Raw genomic sequence first — 19485 nt, forward strand, 5'->3', positions numbered from 1 at the left:
CAATAATTTTCTCCATCATACATCTTCTTTATCAGCAAGCGGCAATTGTCACAGTATCGTAACAATAATATTTCCCGCTCAAAAGCCCCACCTGCGAATACCTCTATTAATTTCAGCCAATTATGCATACAATACACTTTTGTAACAAAACTTGACCTAACCATGCTAACATGCTTGTTACTTCGCTGTGACATTTTGAAAGGTTCTGTTTCCGTTCAGGGTAATCCTCAGGGAGGAATATTTTTGCCAAAAACAACGTTACATATGAAGATTCTGCTCTGGGGCTGGGCTATTCTGCTTTGCACCCTGCTGCTGACCTTCTGGTTTTACTATGGAACGGTGTCGGAAGAATTGACAGCTTCCAGCAGGCAGAACACCTCCCGCCTTTTAAACTATGTGCGTTGGAAGATCAGCCACAGCCCGGTCACACCCGGCTCTGCCGGATTTCAAAAAGAAATCACTGAACTGGGCACCCATCTCGATATCCGCATTACATATATTAAGAACGGCAGGGTTCTCGCTGACTCAGACGTAAAAGCCGAAAGACTTCCGGAACTGGATGACCATTCCAACCGCCCGGAAGTTATCGCCGCCGAAGCAGCCGGAACAGGTAAAAACATCCGCTACAGCAAGACCCTGCAGACCCGTATGCTCTATGTGGCGCAAACCATGGACAAGCATGGGGAATTCCTGCGTCTGGCAATGCCCTACTCGGTAATCGGCGAGAGACTGGACAGGGTCATGCTCCATTTCACCGTGCTGCTGACACTTCTGGCTATCGGCTCTGCTGTAGTTCTGATCTTTGTCGGCAGACGAACAACCTCTGCAGTCAAGGAAGTTTCCGCCACAGCCCAGGCTATAGGTGAAGGGGATTACAGCAAGCGCATCCGGGTTATTCCTGGCGGCGAATATAAAATGATGGCCGAATCCATCAACACCATGGCCAAAAAGATCAAGGGCCATATCCGGATCATCGAAGACCAGCGCAACCAGTTGGACGCCATGTTTGAAAACATGACTGAAGGCATCATGGTTCTCGACCCGCAAGGAAAAATTGAATCCGTCAATAAATCCATGACCGAGCTGGTCCCGGCCACCCATGAATTCATCGGCCGCGCGCCACTTGAAGTCCTGACCAGACATGAAATTCAGGACTCGGTGGATAAAATAATCAGGCAGGACAGCAACAAAGATTCAGATTCACTTATTGTGGATCTTGCGGACGGACGCTCCATGTCCGTGACCATCTGCTCTTACAAGGATTACAAAAACCGCAGCAAGCTGATTCTCGTTTTCCACGACATCAGCGAAATGAGGCGCATGGAAAAAGTGCTGCGCGACTTTGTCTCCAATGCCTCACATCAGCTGCGCACCCCGCTGACCAGTATCAAGGGCTATTCCGAAACACTCATCGACAACCCGCCGCAGGATCAAAAAATCCTGAGCAGCTTCCTCGGGACCATACTTGATAATGCCAACCACATGTCCAAGGTCATCACCAGCATGTTCGCACTGGCCCGCAGTGAATATTCCGGCAAAAAACTGCGTACCAGACCAACCGATCTGCAGAAATGCATCGAACTGAGCATGACTAACCTCAATTCTCCAGCTCATAAGAAAAACATCCGTATCAGCAAAGGCGAAATTCCGCAGGTCAATGTCACCGGAACCAACGAAGGACTGGTTCAGATTTTCGACAACCTCATTGAAAACGCCATCAAATATGCACCGGAAAACACCGGAGTGAATATTCAAGCTGAAGTTGATGCCCAGTTCGCGGTGATCAAGGTTGTAGACGAAGGTCCGGGCATCGCTGCTGCGGACAGGGAACGAATTTTCGAACGATTTTTCAAACTGGATGAGAACGCTGTGGGACACGGCAGTTCCGGACTGGGACTGGCCCTGTGCCGCAGCCTTGCACAAAACTTTAACGGCGACATCTGGGTGGAAAGCCCGGTTGACGCAGCAACAGGTACCGGATCTTCTTTTTGTGTGAAGCTTCCGGTAACAGCTGAACAAGCTTCTGAATCCGCAACGGATTCACAATAAGGGGATTATATCTAATGGATATTTATGATCTGTTTTTCTACATGTCCCTGTTTGCAGGGTTCATGATGGCCTTCAACCTCGGTGCTAATGACGTGGCCAACTCCATGGCCTCGGCTGTGGGTGCTAAAGCCATCACCATCCGGCAGGCAGTATTCATTGCGGGTACACTGAACTTTGCAGGGGCGGTCTTCCTCGGCTCACAGGTAACCGCAACAGTCAGCAAAGGAATCATCAACCCGGCAGCCATCGCCGACCCCAAAATCATCATGGTCGGCATGTTCTCGGCCCTGCTGGCAGCGGGATTATGGGTGCTCATATCAACGTTCACGGCCCTGCCGGTGTCATCAACCCACTCCATTGTCGGTGCCATCCTCGGCTTCGGCCTCGTTGCAGGCGGCCCGGACGTGGTTAACTGGCTGAAAATGGTCGGTATTGTAATGTCGTGGATTATTTCACCCTTCTTTGCCGCAACCATCGCCTTTGCCATTTTTACCCACATCAGGAAAACAATCCTGTTTAAAAAGGATTTTATACATCAGGCCAAAAAATGGGCTCCCATCTGGATGGGCCTCACTGTCCTGCTGATTTCTCTTTCCTTTTTATATAAAACTCCGGTAGGTAAAGGTTTAAAGCTTCCCTTTATGGGGTCACTCGCCCTTGGCTTCGGTATTGCCGCGCTGGTCTGGTTTGCCGGACGCCTTGCAGTAAACAAGCTTGTAGGCGACCCCGAAGAAGGTGCTGAAGCAGTTGAAGCCACTTTCCGCAAACTGCAGGTGGGGACATCCTGTTACGTGGCCCTTTCACAGGGAGCCAACGACGTTGCCAACGCCATCGGCCCGGTAGCAGCCATCTACCTCATCTCCAAGGAACACGTGCTGCTGGCCAAAGCTGATGTACCAATGGGCTTATTGGTCATGGGCGGCCTGGGTATCGCCATCGGTATCTCCCTCATGGGGCACAAGGTAATGGGCACCGTGGGTGAGAAAATCACCGTACTGACCAACACCCGCGGATTTGCTGTTGACTTCGGTGCCGCTTCAACCGTACTCACAGCATCCAACATGGGACTGCCCGTATCATCCACCCACGCCGCAGTAGGCGCGGTTGTCGGTGTAGGTCTCGCAAGGGGCTTCTCAGCGGTCAACTTTAAAATTCTCGGAAGAATCGTGCTATACTGGGTGCTCACTGTACCCATTGCCGCGATCACAAGTATAACAATCTTCAGCCTGCTCAAATGGGCTTTACTCTAGATAAAACAAGGAGAACATTATGCACTTTCGTCTTCCTTTCTTAGGTCTTATAGTCAACAAGAACCCCATGGACGGACTGGTCAAGCACTACGACAAAATCGCCGAGTGCATCCATATCATCAACGATTCCGTTGAATGCTACGTTGCCGGCAATGAAACCTGCCGCGAATTCAGCGAGCTCATCGAACAGATCGATACCGTCGAAGCTCAGGCTGACAAGATCAAACGTTCCATCCGCAACCACCTGCCCCACTCCATGTTCATGTCCGTGGATAAGGTCCTGTTCTTCAACTACACCCGCAGCCAGGACAACATTCTGGACAACGCACAGGAAGCCCTGCACTGGCTGGCCATGCGCAAGGTATCCATCCCTGCCGAGTACCAGAAGGACCTGATCCTGCTGCTCTCCGAGGTAAACGACACCACCACCAGCCTCGGCCCCGCGCTCAAGGCGACTATTGCTCTTAACGAAGGCAAGTCCATTGACCGCGAAGGCACCAAAAACAAGTTCCGCAAAGTCCGCAAGCACTACGCACAGGTTCAAAAACTTCGCAAAGACCTTGCAAGCGATATCTATAATTCCGATATGGATTTCAAAGATATCTACCAGCTCGTGCACTTCGTTGACTGCCTGAGCGAAATGGCGCATCAGGCTGAAACCTGCGCTGATATGCTGCGGGCTATGATTGCGCGCTAGTATTCGATTTATACGATTTTAAAAAGGAGCAGTGAGTATTCGCTGCTCTTTTTTTTATGCATTGCATCGTCCTGACCACATGGGTAATAAATAGGGATGGAGGGTGTTATGAAGTTTGGTTTTTTGTTGAGTAAGAAAGAAGTCTCTTTTGGGTAATTCACGATTCGTCCGCTTGAAAACTATGATGAGACAGTAGAACGGTTTTATAAAACATGCCCTGTAAGTAATGGATGGGTTTATGAAATCCCGGAAGAACTTCCTTTAAACTCGCAGGAGCAGAAATTGTTTTCTTCTCCGAAGAAAGCCATTGATCTTGAGCCTTTTAGACTTCTGTCTACACACTGTATTGAATCAACTAGTTTCGGCACAACTGAAGAACACTTTAAATTCTTAATTCTAGCATATGGTTTTCTGCATGGACTACACCTTCTTCCTGAAGGTCATATGCATCTTTCACGGACACCATATCGCGTAGGAGAACTTACAGGACTCGTACCGCAAGGATCAGACTTGCAACAGGGCATGTCACACTTAAATCACTACTACGAAGCATCAAAACCTGAATGTAAAAAACAAATTTTTGCGACACTACACTGGTTCCTCATGGGACAGTCATACAGAAATGTCTGGGACCAATTCGATGCACAGTATAAAGTTCTTGATAGCATCCATTCGCTAGCCAAAAAGCAAAGAAAAGTCCAAACCCGCCCAAGAATTCCCCATGCCACAGTCCCTCAACGCCTAGCAAAGATTTTTGGTGCCTACACCCCAGAGTGGGCTATAATGAACAAAGCTGAAAACAGTTGTGAGTTAAGCAAAATTAGAAATGATTTCATTCATGATGCAATATATTCAGAGCAAGCCATAGGATATAAACATTCCAAAATCAATTTTGGTATAGAATTCCCTGAGTTCAACCTTAAACTAATATGCGGAATACTTGGCTTAAAAACAGATTTCATTCAACGTAAATTTACGAGGGGCAAGGGAACATGGAATTTTTACATATCATAGAGAAAGATAAGGTGGGACAATGCACTACAAAGGATATTACGCAAAAATAAAACAAGACGTTGAAGACCAAATTTTCATCGGTCATGTCATCGGCATAAAAGATATCGTAGGGTTTCATGGAAAATCTGAATCTGAACTGGAACAAGCGTTCCATGAAGCTGTCGATAACTACTTAGCAGCCTGCGATGAATTAAACCAATCCCCAAAAAAAACTTCTGAAGATAGCTTTTCTCTCAATGCAGCCATGCGTGGAATGGAAGACGAAGTCGAGTCTGAATATACACAAGCAAATCTAAAAGACAATTAATCCTACCCCAACTCAGTCCGCTTAATCTTCCCGCTGGAAGTCTTGGGCAACTCGTCCCGGAATTCGATAGAACGTACAATCACGATGGGACCGAGCTCGCTACGAATGTGTTCCTTCAGTTCCCGGTGCAAATCATCGGACCCGGCAACACCGTGGTTCAAGGTCACATACCCTTTGGCGACCTGCCCCTTGATCTTATCCGCAACCCCGACCACAACCGCTTCCGCAACCTGCGGATGACGGGTCAGTGCGCATTCAACCTCGGCGGTTCCGATGCGGTGGCCTGAAATATTGAGCACATCATCGGCGCGGCCCTGAATCCAGAAATAGCCGTCCTCATCCTTGCGGGCCACATCCCCGCAATAAAACATTCCCGGTATGCGCTTCCAGTAATGGGCCATGACCTCTTCGCGGTCTCCGAGCACATCACTGAACATGGCAGGCCACGGCTTTTTAATAACCAGATAGCCGCCCTTTCCGTCCGGTACGGGATTGCCGTCAGCATCCACGACCTCGGCATCAATACCGGGCAGGGGACGGGTAACAGAACCGGGCTTGAGCACGGACACGGGCATGGGGCTGATCATGATCATTCCGGTCTCGGTCTGCCACCATGTATCAAGCACCGGGCACTGGCCTTTGCCGATATTCTCATACATCCAGAGCCATGCTTCGGGGTTGAAAGGCTCACCCACCGCGCCCAGAATGCGCAGAGAGGAAAGGTCATGCTGTTCCGGATAACGGTGCCCGAAACGCATGAGCGTCCGAATCTGGGTAGGCGAAGTATAAAAAATTGTAACCCCGTACTTGGAAATTATATTCCAGAGACGGTCAGCCTGCGGGTACAGGGAATGCCCCTCGTACATAACTGTAGTGGTCCCGGCCAGCAGCGGGCCGTAGACAAGGTAACTGTGCCCGGTGATCCAGCCCGGATCAGCTGAACACCAGAAAATATCGGTGGGTTTGAGGTCGAATACCCATTTAAAGGTCCGCTGCACCCCGACCATATAGCCGCCGTGGGAATGGACCAGCCCTTTGGGCTTTCCTGTGGTACCGGAGGTATGCAGGATGAACAGGGGATCGTCGGCTTCCATGATCTCGGCAGGCGCATGGGGACGTTCATGGCGGACAAGGTCCTCGTACCAGTAGTCGCGGGCGGAATCCATGCTCACGTCCACATTGGCCCGGTGCACAACCACAACGGACTCTAATGCGTCCGCTGGATCATCCAGCAGCGCACGGTCCACCTCCTCCTTGAGACGGATGACCTGACCGTTGCGGTAAAAACCGTCCACGGTAACCACCGTCCGGGGGTTGACCTCGCGGACCCTCTCGCGCAGCAGACGGGCGGAAAAACCGGAAAAGACCATGGAATGAACCGCCCCGATACGGGCGCAGGCCAACATGGCAATAACAGTCTCAGGCAGCTGGGGCATGTAGAGGACCACCCGGTCACCCTTGCCCACTCCAAGGCCTTTAAGACCATTGGCAAAACGGTTCACGGCCCGGTAAAGCTCGTAGTAAGTGTACTGGCGTGAATCGCCCGGTTCACCTTCCCAGATCAGGGCCAGGCGGTTCTTGTTGACCGTCTCGATGTGGCGGTCAAGGGCATTGTAGGTGATGTTGCAGCGCGCGCCGTTGAACCAGCGATAGTTGGGCGCATCGGAAATATCGCAGACCTGTTCCCATTTCTTAAACCAGTCCAGTTCTTCGGCTGCTTCTTCCCAATAGGAACAAAGATCAACTTCCGCCAGCTCCCGCGCAGCGCGCAGGTCCTGCGGATTGACCCCGGCTTCAATAAGCATCTGAGGCAGCGGGCGGAAGACCCGTTCTTCATGCAACAGGTTGTCTAGTGTGTCTTTTTTATTATCCATAGATGCCTCCGGCGGCCCTGCCGGGGGCCTTAAACCCTTTTTGAAAAAAGGGTTTAAGAATCCCAAAAACTTTTAATAGTTTTAAATAATCCTTTGACCCACTACACAACCTAAACATAATAAATCTAGTATTCATCCCATATTCGGCAAACGGTGCGGGGATATCGGTAAACGGCGCATTCATGATCACATCCCCAGAATCTGCTTGAGTTTGCTGATCCGCCTGCGGCTGATGGGCAGCTCGATCCTTGTTCGCCCTGCAGTACGCAGCATGAAGTTACTGCCCGGCAGGGAAGCAATCTCGGTGACCATTTCCAGATTAACCAGATACTTGCGGTGCACTCGAAAAAAACGGTGCGGGCCGAGGCGTTCTTCAAGATTTTTAAGACGGTGGGAAGTGAGAAATTTCTGATTTGCGGTGTGTACGTAGGAATAATCTTCGTAAGCTTCCACAAAAATAATCTGGGTGTAGGGGATGAGCATCATGCGCCCGTCCTGATTGACCGGAAGTTTTTCAATCTCCGGCTGACGGGTCTGGGAAAAATCCCATGCATTCTTGAGAGCGGAAAGAAATTTATCCTGCTCATCTTCGCCAAGGGAAAGCTGCAGGGTCTCTTCCCCGGTTTCCACCCCGGTTCCGGACTCTTTCCAGTCCGAGGGCTCGGGAACTTCGCGGAAATGGCTCTTGAAGCGGGCGATACGCTCCAAAGTCTTCTGCATACGCTCTTCATCCGGAGGCCAGATCAGGTAATCCACAGCCCCCAGTTCAAAGGCTTCGTAAGCCTTTGTCTCATCTCCGGCAATAAAAATCAGGCCGGGTTTGTGCTTGCTGGCCCCGAGGGCCTGCGCCAGTTCCGCGCCGCTGATGCCCTCTTCAAAATCGAAGCCCAGAAATATAATTCCGTAGCCCACAGCCTTATGCAGCTCCAAAGCTTCGTCCGCGCTGACCGTTTCCCCCAGAACACGCACCAGCTTATCGCCACGCAATGTTTCGCGGATACCGCTGCGGACCTCAGCGTCCGGGTGCAGAATTAAAGTCTTCAGGCTGGGCAAGTGAACTCCGGCAATTACAATTAATCCAATTATTCAAGGGATAGCTTGAATTCAGCCCGACTGCAAGCCTCTATTCTCCATGCCCACCCTCTTTATCATACTCCACAAGTATGATACGGTTTACGCCAACATTAATATTTTTCATTCTCTGCGCTAAAAAAAGTTGACACAAACGAGAACTATTACTACTTTATAGCCAGAGGTGCACATGAAAATAGGACAAAGAAGATCAAAACAGAGGGAACTCATTCTTGAAGAACTAAAAGGGCTGACCTGCCATCCCACAGCGGATGAGCTGTATGAACGGGTGCGCAAAAGACTCCCCAACATCAGCCTTGGCACTGTATACCGCAACCTTGAATTAATGGCGGACCACGGTGTTATCCTTAAGATTGAGACTGGCGGCAAAAACAGATTTGACGGTAACGCAGAACCGCATCCGCACATCAGGTGCTTACAATGCGGCAAAGTGGATGACGTCATGAACGAAGTGACCGCTCCTGAGATCAGCGAAATTGAAGCCCAGGGCTATGATGTAAAAGGATGCTCCATCGAGTATTTTGGCTTATGCCCGGAATGCCGAACAAAAGTACATTAAATATATTTTAAAATAACATCTTCATACAATACCCGTAGTTAAATATGGAGATGTTATTTTTTTACCCAAAAAACCTGACAGCGGCGCTATTAACTGTTAAATATCACTAGTGCCAGTTCCGTTTAAAATCTGCTGTGCAAAGCAGCGTGATAAGGAGATGTTCATGTCCCAACTCAAAGGTTCCAAAACAGAAAAGAATATTCTGACCGCATTCGCAGGTGAGTCCCAGGCCCGTAACCGTTATAACTACTTTGCCTCCAAGGCTAAAAAAGAAGGTTATGTGCAGATTTCAAAAGTCTTCGAAGAAACCGCAAATCAGGAAAAAGAGCATGCCAAAAGACTGTTCAAGCTTCTTGAAGGCGGCGAAGTGGAAGTAACTGCAGCCTTCCCCGCAGGGGTGATCGGTTCCACCATTGAAAACCTTAAAGAGTCTGCCGGCGGTGAAAGACACGAATGGGAAGAAATGTATCCCGAATTCGCCAAGGTTGCTGAAGAAGAAGGCTTCAAAGATATTGCAGCTATTTTCCGCTCAATCGCCGTGGCCGAAGAATTTCACGAAAAAAGATACCTTGCCCTTGCCAAGAACATCGAAGACGACAAGGTATTCAAAAAAGACGCTGTCACTATCTGGCAGTGTCAGAACTGTGGATACACCCATGAAGGCACCGGTGCACCGCACAAGTGTCCCGCATGCGACCATCCGCAGGCACATTTTCAAGTCGTTTGTGAAAACTGGTAGTCCATAACCTTAACCTGGTGGAGATTTAAAATGGCTGAACTGTACGAAGTTTATAAATGTGAAGGTTGCGGTAATATCACTATGGTTCTTCATGCCGGTCCCGGCAACCTTGCCTGTTGCGGATCTGACATGATCCTCATGGCTGAAAACACTGTTGACGCTGCCAAGGAAAAACACGTTCCTGTTATTGAAAAAACTGCTGACGGCTATCTGGTCAAAGTCGGTGATGTTGCCCACCCCATGGAAGAAAAGCACTGGATCGAGTGGATTGAACTTTCCTGCGGTAACGCACGTATGATCAAGCAGCTCAAGCCGGGCGAAGCTCCCGAAGCCAAGTTCTGCTGCTGCAAGGAAAGCACCGAACCTGTTGTTGCCCGCGCATACTGTAACCTGCACGGCCTCTGGAAGGCTTAAAACAAGGCGGCAATATGGCTGAACCAAAAGATATGTACCAATGTCAGGTAAGTAACTGCGGTTACATATACAATCCGGACAAAGGTGACCGCAAGAGCAAAACCCCCAAGGGAACTGCTTTTGCCGACCTGCCCGAAGACTGGAAATGCCCAGTCTGCGGTGCGAGTAAAAAAGCGTTCAAGCCTCTTGGCTAACTGACCTACCACGGAGAATGAAAATGAAATACGTATGTACTATTTGCGGTTGGGTTTACGATCCCGCTGAAGGCGACCCGGACGGCGGCATCGCTCCCGGCACCAAGTTTGAAGATATTCCCGAAGATTGGGAATGCCCGGTCTGCGGTGCAGGCAAGGACGATTTCGAGCCTGAAGATTAAAAGATAACGTCCGGCACTGCCTCCGGATGTGGATAATGTGAAAATGAACACGGAAAGCCGGGCTATGTCCCGGCTTTCTGACCCTGAAAACACAATTCAAAATATATTAGGAAGACTCAAGTGAGACCTGTTGAAATTAAAGAAGGCGTACATTGGATCGGAGTTGTAGACTGGAACTGCCGTAATTTTCACGGCTATGCCCGCTCCGCAAACGGCACCACCTACAATGCTTTTTACATTGAAGATGAAAAAAAAGTACTGGTGGATACTGTTTCCAAAGGCAGCGAGAGTCAGTTCATCTGCTCCCTTTCGCACCTGACCAAACCTGAAGAGATCGATTACATCGTGGTCAACCACCTTGAACCCGACCACGCCGGCTGCCTCGAAAAAATGATCGAGCTCTGCAAGCCTGAAAAAGTATTTGTTTCCGTCATGGGCGGCAAGGCTCTTAAAACCTTCTTTGACTGCGAAGACTGGCCTATCCACGTAGTCAAACCCGGTGAAGAAATTTCCATCGGTAAACGTACCCTGCGATTTTACGAAACCCGCATGCTGCACTGGCCCGACAACATGTTCACCTTTTGTCCCGAAGACAAAATTCTCTTTACCAGTGATGCCTTCGGACAGAACATCGCCGCCAGTGAACGCTGGGTGGATGAAATGAGCAAGGAAATGGTTGCAGATCACATGCAGCAGTACTTTGCAAACATCATCACTCCCTACTCTTCCAAGGTTATCAAGACCCTCGAAACTTTTGCGGGACTGAATCTCGATGTAGACATGATCTGCCCGGACCACGGCCTCATGTTCCGTGGCGATGACTGCGCATTCGCCCTTGAAAAATACATGGAATTCGCCAAGCAGGTTCCCAAGCAGAAAGCGACCCTGTTCTACGATACCATGTGGAGTTCCACCGAACGCATGATCAACGCTGTTGCTTCCGGTCTGGTTTCCGAAGGCATTTCCGTTAAGGTCATGTCCGTTAAGGCCAACCACCACAGTGACATCATGAGCGAAGTTTTCGACTCCGCAGCCATTGTCATCGGTTCCCCGACCCACAATAACGGCATCCTGCCCGGTATGGCTGACGCCCTGACCTACGTTAAGGGTCTGCGTCCGCAGAACAAAATCGGTGCCGCCGTGGGATCCTTCGGCTGGTCCGGTGAGTGCGTTAAAATTCTTAACGAATGGCTTGAAAAGATGAGCTGCGATATCATCGCCCCCCAGATCAAAGCCAAAAACCGCCCCGACCACGACACTCTTAAAGAATGCTTTCAGCTCGGCGTTGCCATTGCTGCTGCAATCAAAGAGAAGACCGGTAAATAATTTATCCGGCCCCGGAGGACTCAGTTTCATCCGGGGCCGAATTTCCAGATACTAATTCACAAAACCTTCTCTTTTATGCTACTAGGGAGTTGAAAAGCTAAAAATAGGACTTATTTACATAGTTATCGATAATAGTTTTTCTTAGCGTCACTATCCAAACGGAGGCTCGCATATGGCACTCGGACGCAAGCTTAAAAAAGAAGTAATGGCCGTACTGGCAGACGAGAACTGGGAAAGCAGGTTTGAAGAACTCATGGATGAGTATTCCATGCAGAACCTTGTAGCCCCGCTTTTCGCATCGCTATGTGCAACAACGGTAATTGTCCGCTGGCATGGTGTCACCTGCTTCGGCAAGGTCATCTCGCGAATGGTTAAAGAAGACGCACCCAAGGCCCGCGTGGTCATGCGCAGAATCATGTGGATGCTCAATGAGGAGTCCGGGGGTTGTGCCTGGGGAGTCCCCGAAGCCATGGGTGAGATTGCCGCTGTGAACGATGCCATGGCTGCCGAATATGGAAAAATACTGCTCAGCTACAGCCATGAGGACGAAGAAGGGCCGGAGAACTACCTTGAATTTCCCACCCTGCTCCGGGGTGCGGTCTGGGGAGTAGCCCGCATGGCCCAGACTCGTCAGGAAATCGCAGCTCAAGCAACGGATGATCTGATCCGCTTTCTTTCCTACCCCGACCCGGTCATTCAAGGCACGGCCTGTTGGGCTCTTGGAGGACTTAAGGCGGCGGGATCCGTTAAAAAGCTTGAAGCTTTGGTGAATAATGATACTGTTATAGATATTTATAAGGACTCTTTATTGCAGTCTGTAGCAGTGGGAAGGCTGGCTCAGGAAGCTCTGGATAGAATTTCAGGGAATTAAATCAACAACTTGAACAAGGAGAGGGATGATGGATGTTCTGATGCTGTCAAGGCTGCAATTTGCCATGGCAACTATGTTCCACTTCATTTTCGTACCGCTCACACTGGGACTTTCCATCATGGTTGCCGTAATGGAAACCATGTACGTGCGCACTAAAAAAGATATTTACCTGCGCATGACCAAATTCTGGGGAAAGCTGTTCGTCATTAACTTTGTTCTCGGAATCGTGACCGGAATCACACTTGAATTCCAGTTCGGTACCAACTGGTCCCGCTATTCCGAATACGTGGGTGATATCTTCGGTTCACTGCTGGCTATTGAAGCCACCGTGGCCTTTTTCATGGAATCAACTTTTCTTGCTGCATGGATTTTCGGCTGGAAAAAACTTTCCCCCAAAATGCACGCTGCCTGTATCTGGATTGTGGCCATCGCTTCCAATATTTCCGCAGTCTGGATCATCCTTGCCAACGGCTGGATGCAGAACCCCGTGGGTTACGTGATCCGCAACGGCCGCGCAGAACTGGACAACTTCTACGAAGTCATCACCAACCCCTTTGCATGGGGCCAGTTCTTCCATAACGGCTTTGCCGCATTTATGGTTGCCAGCTTCTTTGTCATGGGCGTCAGCGCCTACCATCTGCTGCGCAAGAATGAAGTCGAATTCTTCAGCAAGTCTTTCAAGATGGGACTGATCGTAGCCTTCATCTTCTCCATTCTGGTTGCCGCACAAGGCCACCACCATGCCCAGACCGTTGCTAAAATGCAGCCTGAAAAACTGGCCGCCATGGAAGCTCTCTGGGATGACCACCCGGACGGAGCTCCCATGTACCTGCTGGCAATGCCCGATGAAAAGAACGAGAAGAACTCCATTGAGCTCTTCGGACTTCCCGGCGCACTCAGCTTCCTGGCCTTCAACGACTTTGACGCTCCTGTAAAGGGCCTCAAATCATGGCCCAAGGAAGACCGTCCTCCGGTAACCATCACATTCCTTGCTTTCCGCATCATGGTCGGACTGGGAACACTCTTCCCGCTGCTCGCTGTCTGGGGCTGGATGAAGCGCAAAGAGCTTATGGAAAACAAGCTTTACCTGCGCATCATGCTCTTCTCCATTCCGCTGCCCTATATCGCCATCTGGGCCGGTTGGGCTGTTGCTGAAGTAGGACGCCAGCCGTGGATCGTTTACGGCATGATGAAGACCAGCGATGCGGTCTCACCCATTGCCACAAGCCAGGTCGCGTTCTCATTTATCGCCCTGACCACTCTCTACACCCTGCTCGGTGCGTGTGAAATCTACCTTCTGGCAAGATTTGCCCGCAGAGGCCCTGAACCTGAAAAGGCTTAAGAAAGCTGTAAAACAAGGAGATAATTATGTTGGAATCCATATGGTTCTTGTTATGGGGCTTACTCTGGGCCATCTATTTCATGCTCGACGGGTATGATCTGGGTCTGGGGACCATGATGCCCTTTCTGGCCAAGAACGAAAAAGAAAGAAAAGCTATTTATAAATCAATCGGCCCCTTCTGGGACGGCAACGAAGTATGGCTGATCACCGCCGGCGGTGTAACCTTTGCCGCATTTCCCAAGGCGTATGCAGTAATGTTCAGCGGACTTTACACCGCGCTCATGCTGCTGCTCATCGCCCTGATTATCCGCGGCGTGGCCTTTGAATTCCGCGGACTGGTTGAAAGCGAATGGGCCCGCAAACTCTGGGATAAGGCAATGGTAGTCGGCAGCTTCCTGCCCGGACTGCTGCTCGGCGTTGCCTTTGCCAACATCTTCATGGGTATCCCCATTGATGAAAACGGCGTATTTCAGGGCAACCTCTTTACCCTGCTCAACCCCTACGGTCTCGGCGGCGGTATTCTTTTCGTACTGCTCTTCGCCCAGCACGGCTGCCTCTGGTGTGCAGTGCGCACTGACGGTGAACTCAATGAGCGGGCCGGAAATCTGGCTGCGACTCTCTGGCCGGTAGTGGCCGCAGTTTATATTGCCTTTCTGGCCCTTACCGGGGTATACACCAAGCTGCTCAGCAACTACCTGACCTACCCGGCCCTGTTGCTGATCGTTCTGATTCCGGTCTTTGCAATCGTCAAGGTCCGCACCCTTATCGCAGCACGCAAGTGGTGGAAAGCATGGGCTGCTTCCTCAGTGCTTATCGTATCCACCACCATGTTCGGTGTGATCGGACTGTTCCCGGCATTACTGCCTTCCAGCATCAATCCGGCATACTCCATCACCATCCACAATGCTGCTTCAAGCCAGCTGACCCTGAAAATCATGCTGACCGTTGCACTGATCATGGTCCCCATCGTCATCGGTTACCAGTTCTGGATGCATAAAGTATTTGCAACCAAGATCACTGATGAAGATCTGGGCTACTAACAAACTGATTCCAATTACGGAGAACATCAACAATGTCTAACAAGGTTCTTGAAAAAGCTCTGAACGAACAGCTCAACGCTGAAATGTACTCTGCATACCTCTACCTCTCCATGTCCGCATATTTCAGCGACATCGGACTGGACGGCTTTGCCAACTGGATGCGGGTACAGGCCAAGGAAGAGCAGTTCCACGCCATGAAGTTCTACGATTACATCAACGAACGCGGCGGGCGCGTACTCCTCTCCGCCATCGAAGCACCCAAGACCGAGTGGGAATCCCCGCTGGCCTGCATTGAGGCAGTACTTGAGCACGAGAAGCACGTTACTTCCCTGATCAATAACCTCGTGAACCTCGCCATCGATGAAAGAGATCACGCCACCAACATCTTCCTGCAGTGGTTTGTAACCGAGCAGGTTGAAGAAGAAGACAGCGTGAACGCAGTACTGAACAAGCTGCGCCTGCTCAACGGAGAAGGCAACGGCATGTTCATCCTCGACAAGGAACTGTCCGCCCGCGTATTCAACGCACCGGCTGAGTAATCCCTGTTTCTGCACAGAATCCAAACGGCCTTACCCCCGATTCAATTTGAGGGTAAGGCCGTTTTTTTATGCCTTTAATCATTCTCATTTATTTTGTTGGAAAAATCAGCCAATATACACGCGCTTGTAAACACATAATCCATCTTCGTAATGCTACACAATAAAGCCGCATACCTGAAAATCCTGCTCCTCGCCTTATTGCTGGTAATAAGTGCGTGTGTCCCGAGGTCAGACGACACCCGGAACCGGGCGGTGCGCGGTCATCTTAACCTGAGCGGATGGGACTTCAATGAACAGGGTCCGGCCCCGCTTGACGGTGAGTGGGAATTTTATGCGGACACTTCTTATACGGCTGTAACGAAAAACAAGCCTGTGCAAAAAGATTATTTCCCGTTGCCTTCCATCTGGAAAGGGACGACAAGCAAGGGGATTGCCCTGCGCCATCAAGGCCGGGGAGTGTATAGACTGAAAGTAAAGCTCGGCCCGGACAGCCCTGCTGATTCTTTATTTCTTTCCGGAGCTCTTTCAGTGTGCAATGTGCGGGTCAACGGTCAGCTGGTGGGATCAACAGGAAAAGTCGGCTCTGACCAACAATCCGAACAGCCTGTAAAACACCTGATAACCCCGGTCTTCAACTCCAAAGAAGAGTATGCCGATATTGTTATGGAAGTTTCAAACTTCCATAACAAGGAAGGGGGGATCAATTCCAGCATACTCATGGGCAGCCATGACCAGATTGAAAGCCTGATTAATTACCGCCGTATTTCCGGGGCAATTATCGGCGGGGCCTTGCTGATCATGGGCATTTTCCACCTCGTAATCTTCAGCATGCGCCGCGCCAACCGTGAAAACCTTTACTTCGGCGGATTCTGTATTGTCTGGTGTATTGCCACTGTTTTTAATCCGCCCTCAGCCTTTCTGGCCGAAGAGCTTCTATCCATAGACTGGAGCTGGTATATAAAAATCTGTCTGCTGCCCACCGGGCTGGCCATTCCCCTGCTGCTAGTATTCTACAACTCTATTTTCCCCCAGAAGTACGGAAAACAAATCTGCTGGTTGTACTCATCAATCGGCGGAATCTATTGTGTTTATACTCTCATCACCCCGCCGGGGGCATATTCCGCAGCTGCTTTCACCTACTTCCTGATTACCCGGACAGCGTACATTTACCTGATTGCATCTTTCCTGAACGACCTGCGCAAAAAAAAGAAAGGGGCAATCTATCTAGCTCCGGGATATCTGGCTCTTTTTTTAGCAGAATTCGATGAAATCCTCTTTGACCTGAATATTTTCGGATCAGCAGATTTCACCCCTTACGGAACTTTTATCTTCATCCTTTCGTATTCCCTGCTCATGTCGGCGCGCTTTGCCGAAACCCTGTCCAGCTATGAAAAGGTCAGCGAAGAATTGGAGGTTCACAAGAAAAAAGAACAGAATCATAAAATGGTCCGACAGCACCTTTCCAGAAAGCTCGACTCGCTGGAGAAAGAAACCATCGCCGTCAACCGCGAACTGATCCATGTGCTTACCCGAAAAACGGAAGAAAAAAAGCCGGACAAGCGGGAACTGGCTGTCTGGCTGATGAATGAATCCCTTGAATGCTGGGAGAAATGTACAGGCAAAAGCAAAGCCGATCTGGCTTCGGAATCCGGAATCTGGAATATCTACATTGAAAAAGACGGCTATGCCCGCACCCAGACCCTTGACCGCTATATGAGCATAGACACCCTGCCGGAACGACCGCGCTGGAAAAACATATACGCCACTGCGGAATTCGTAATCAGCAACTGTTCCGGCAAAACCGAAGCTTCCGCCAAACTGGAACAAAATCTCAATCAGTTGAAAAAAATGTCGTGACCGAAATAATTTCGATCACGACACCTGCATAGCGATACTGATTCAATCTTAATCAGCGTCTTGCCCTGCGCGCACAAATCCCCAGCAAGCCGACCACAAACAATCCGCAAAGCTCCACAGACATACCCGCCTGCGGATTCAGCACACACCCGGTACCGCCCGATCCACCGGAAGTGCCCGGAACAACAGGGTCGTTAATCACGCCGGGGGTGTCATCCAAATCATAATCACCGTTATCTTTTACAGAGTAGTTGACCGTATAGGTCCGCGCACCTTCAAGAATCATCTTCGGGTCAATATACTGCCCGCTGTTGCCTTCATCGGTAATCCAGAAATAGCCTTCTTCAGAAGGATTTTTACCGGAGCTGTAGGTAAAGCTCTTGGATTCCTTATCCGGGAAGAGCTTGAAAAGGGCCACATCCTCAGCAGCACGTTCACCGAGACTTGAGCTGTTGAAACAGAAATAGGCAACTTTTCCAGCTGTAACCGAGGCGGTAAATTCGTAGACATTTGCACCGAGCATGGAATCCATGCCCGGGCTCTGGTGCTCTTTTTTTACTTCCGCTGTAGTCTTCACCTTCTTGGTGACCGAAGTCACAATCGCGCTGGTGCCTGTGGGCTGTGTTGCTGTAGGACTGACGGTTTTATCAGCGCAACCTTCGGGGCTGACTATGTTGGGGATTTTAAAATAGTATGCGGCACCGGAGTTGGGTAGAGGGGGATTGCCAAAAAAATTATTTTTCTTTTCCTCTCTTTTTGATGAACCGATCAGGCTGTAATCACCACAAATAAAAACACTGCTACCTATCTTGGAGTCTGGCTCTGCTTCAAAATCGCCAATTGTCTTGGCTATACCCCAAGAGCCTATATCAGACTGGCTTTTTGAAAATAGGTAAGCTCCATAATGTGAAGCTATAAGTGCTAAATCACCTGAAATGGAAACATCACATCCAAAATAGGCTAAATCCAAATTACGCGGTGTTCCACTCTCAAGCACGGCAGTTAATTTTTTAACGCCCCCCCACTGATCAGCCCCACCTTTATCCTTAGAATATATGTAAGCAGCTCCGAACCTTTTCTTCCTATTTCTTTCGGGAGCTCCAACAATAAGCAAGTCACCGGAAAGATCTACTGCGGACCCGAACCTCATCTCCAGATCAAGATCAGAAGTTCCATCATCATTTTGAGCACGTACCTTTTTCGTAAACCTCCACTCTCCGGACGAGTCCTTGTCATAAAGATAAACAGCCCCATACGCATTAGCACCTATCTTCTCTCCCCTGGCACCAACAGCAAGAACAGCTTCAGTGAGAGAGACTGAACATCCGAAATGTGTATAGGCGGGGTCTCCTTCATTTTGAGGAAAGAGTTTCTGCACCAGCTTCCATTGACCGGGATTGTCCGGATCAGGATCAAAAACACAAACACTCCCTACTGCATCGTTGAAACCAGCGCTCTGCTCCGATTGACCCACTACAATAGTTCCACCACTTATAGCCACACTCATCCCGAAACGATAAGACGAGGCAAGCGGCTCATCATGAAGAACTTGTATCAGACCCCAGTCGTTTTTTCTGTCAAGGACATATACTGTACCGGCATTGTTCTCTCCCTCATAACGTTCACGAGAATTGGAAATAACCAGATAATCCTCACTAAGGTCAATTACGCTTCCAAAAAATCCATAAGCAATGGCAGCACCGGCACTTAAATCATTCGCAGTTATTCTCTTTACAAGCCCCCAATTGTCAGGCCCACCTTCATCCTTGGAATAAATATATACAGCCCCGGCACTTACAAGCCCGTCGAAAGATTCCCCGTCAGCCCCAATAACTATCGTATCGCCATTAAAAACGACCTCTCCCCCAAATCGAGCTCCTTCCTGAATGCTATCGACAGCGTTTAGTTTTTTAATCAATTCAACAGGGAGAGCAGCAGAACAAACGACAGGGCTTAAAATCACCCCCAAAACAATCAGGGAAAGGATCAGCTTTTTCACAACGGGACTCCTGAAAGAGAAATTTTAACTTTGGTAAACAGACCTGTTCGGAAACAGCCTCCGAGCTTAAAACTACAATTTTACCAATTCCTTCAGGTTTATAATTTGTCAAAGAATTTGCACGTGAATTCCCGTGAAAA

19 protein-coding genes are annotated in these 19485 nt (G+C 49.6%); 16 read left to right on the top strand and 3 right to left on the bottom strand.

Features of this window, described 5'->3' with window-relative positions; genetic code table 11:
- The first annotated feature begins 243 nt into the window (after positions 1-243).
- The 5 genes from FMR86_RS05530 to FMR86_RS05550 all read left to right on the top strand — a co-directional run bounded on the left by FMR86_RS05530 (position 244) and on the right by FMR86_RS05550 (position 5317).
- On the top strand, positions 244-2049 hold the full coding sequence (locus FMR86_RS05530) for an ATP-binding protein (protein WP_163350097.1): 1806 nt from the start codon (positions 244-246) through the stop codon (positions 2047-2049).
- A 14-nt stretch (positions 2050-2063) separates the two neighbouring features.
- The gene (locus tag FMR86_RS05535) at positions 2064-3299 is read left to right on the top strand and encodes an inorganic phosphate transporter (protein WP_163350098.1); all 1236 of its coding nucleotides are present in this window, start codon (positions 2064-2066) and stop codon (positions 3297-3299) included.
- A 19-nt stretch (positions 3300-3318) separates the two neighbouring features.
- Positions 3319-3996, top strand: coding sequence for a DUF47 domain-containing protein (locus FMR86_RS05540; protein WP_163350099.1), 678 nt, complete (start codon positions 3319-3321; stop codon positions 3994-3996).
- Positions 3997-4278: 282 nt separating this feature from the next.
- On the top strand, positions 4279-5010 hold the full coding sequence (locus FMR86_RS05545) for a hypothetical protein (protein ID WP_163350100.1): 732 nt from the start codon (positions 4279-4281) through the stop codon (positions 5008-5010).
- Positions 5011-5029: 19 nt separating this feature from the next.
- Positions 5030-5317: a type II toxin-antitoxin system HicB family antitoxin gene (locus tag FMR86_RS05550; protein WP_163350101.1), complete on the top strand. Its 288-nt coding sequence runs from the start codon at positions 5030-5032 to the stop codon at positions 5315-5317.
- Positions 5318-5319: 2 nt separating this feature from the next.
- Here the strand turns inward: FMR86_RS05550 and acs are convergent, their stop codons facing one another.
- Positions 5320-7191 carry an acetate--CoA ligase gene (acs, locus tag FMR86_RS05555; RefSeq protein ID WP_163350102.1) on the bottom strand — a complete coding sequence of 624 codons (1872 nt, stop codon included), beginning with the start codon at positions 7189-7191 and terminating at the stop codon, positions 5320-5322.
- Positions 7192-7377: 186 nt separating this feature from the next.
- Positions 7378-8244 (bottom strand): LytTR family DNA-binding domain-containing protein, encoded by an 867-nt coding sequence (locus FMR86_RS05560; protein WP_163350103.1) that lies wholly within the window; start codon positions 8242-8244, stop codon positions 7378-7380.
- Between the two features lie 208 nt (positions 8245-8452).
- Between FMR86_RS05560 and FMR86_RS05565 the strand changes: the two genes are divergently transcribed.
- The 11 genes from FMR86_RS05565 (at position 8453) to FMR86_RS05615 (ending at position 17346) form a co-directional block, all read left to right on the top strand.
- The gene (locus FMR86_RS05565; RefSeq protein ID WP_163350104.1) at positions 8453-8842 is read left to right on the top strand and encodes a Fur family transcriptional regulator; all 390 of its coding nucleotides are present in this window, start codon (positions 8453-8455) and stop codon (positions 8840-8842) included.
- Positions 8843-9005: 163 nt separating this feature from the next.
- On the top strand, positions 9006-9581 hold the full coding sequence (rbr, locus tag FMR86_RS05570; protein ID WP_163350105.1) for a rubrerythrin: 576 nt from the start codon (positions 9006-9008) through the stop codon (positions 9579-9581).
- Between the two features lie 30 nt (positions 9582-9611).
- Complete coding sequence (locus tag FMR86_RS05575; RefSeq protein ID WP_163350106.1) at positions 9612-9995, top strand: desulfoferrodoxin; 384 nt, start codon at positions 9612-9614, stop codon at positions 9993-9995.
- Positions 9996-10009: 14 nt separating this feature from the next.
- Positions 10010-10189, top strand: coding sequence for a rubredoxin (locus FMR86_RS05580; RefSeq protein ID WP_163295484.1), 180 nt, complete (start codon positions 10010-10012; stop codon positions 10187-10189).
- Positions 10190-10212: 23 nt separating this feature from the next.
- Positions 10213-10371, top strand: a complete 159-nt coding sequence (gene rd, locus FMR86_RS05585) for a rubredoxin (RefSeq protein ID WP_012765683.1) — start codon at positions 10213-10215, stop codon at positions 10369-10371.
- A gap of 120 nt (positions 10372-10491) precedes the next feature.
- Complete coding sequence (locus FMR86_RS05590) at positions 10492-11697, top strand: FprA family A-type flavoprotein (RefSeq protein ID WP_163350108.1); 1206 nt, start codon at positions 10492-10494, stop codon at positions 11695-11697.
- 172 nt (positions 11698-11869) lie between these two features.
- Positions 11870-12568, top strand: coding sequence for a DVU0298 family protein (locus tag FMR86_RS05595; RefSeq protein ID WP_163350109.1), 699 nt, complete (start codon positions 11870-11872; stop codon positions 12566-12568).
- A gap of 28 nt (positions 12569-12596) precedes the next feature.
- Entirely contained in the window at positions 12597-13910 is a 1314-nt protein-coding gene (locus FMR86_RS05600; RefSeq protein WP_163350327.1) for a cytochrome ubiquinol oxidase subunit I, read from the top strand.
- 26 nt (positions 13911-13936) lie between these two features.
- Positions 13937-14950, top strand: a complete 1014-nt coding sequence (gene cydB / locus FMR86_RS05605) for a cytochrome d ubiquinol oxidase subunit II (protein ID WP_163350110.1) — start codon at positions 13937-13939, stop codon at positions 14948-14950.
- Between the two features lie 32 nt (positions 14951-14982).
- Positions 14983-15489, top strand: coding sequence for a ferritin (locus tag FMR86_RS05610; RefSeq protein WP_163350111.1), 507 nt, complete (start codon positions 14983-14985; stop codon positions 15487-15489).
- A 252-nt stretch (positions 15490-15741) separates the two neighbouring features.
- Positions 15742-17346 (top strand): 7TM diverse intracellular signaling domain-containing protein, encoded by a 1605-nt coding sequence (locus tag FMR86_RS05615; RefSeq protein ID WP_373682448.1) that lies wholly within the window; start codon positions 15742-15744, stop codon positions 17344-17346.
- Between the two features lie 52 nt (positions 17347-17398).
- Here FMR86_RS05615 and FMR86_RS05620 read toward each other — a convergent pair whose 3' ends face one another.
- A complete protein-coding gene (locus tag FMR86_RS05620; RefSeq protein WP_163350113.1) occupies positions 17399-19345 on the bottom strand; it encodes an FG-GAP repeat protein in 1947 nt (648 codons plus the stop codon).
- Positions 19346-19485: the final 140 nt, after the last annotated feature.

The sequence above is a fragment of the Desulfovibrio sp. JC010 genome (assembly GCF_010470675.1).
Lineage (GTDB): Bacteria > Desulfobacterota > Desulfovibrionia > Desulfovibrionales > Desulfovibrionaceae > Maridesulfovibrio.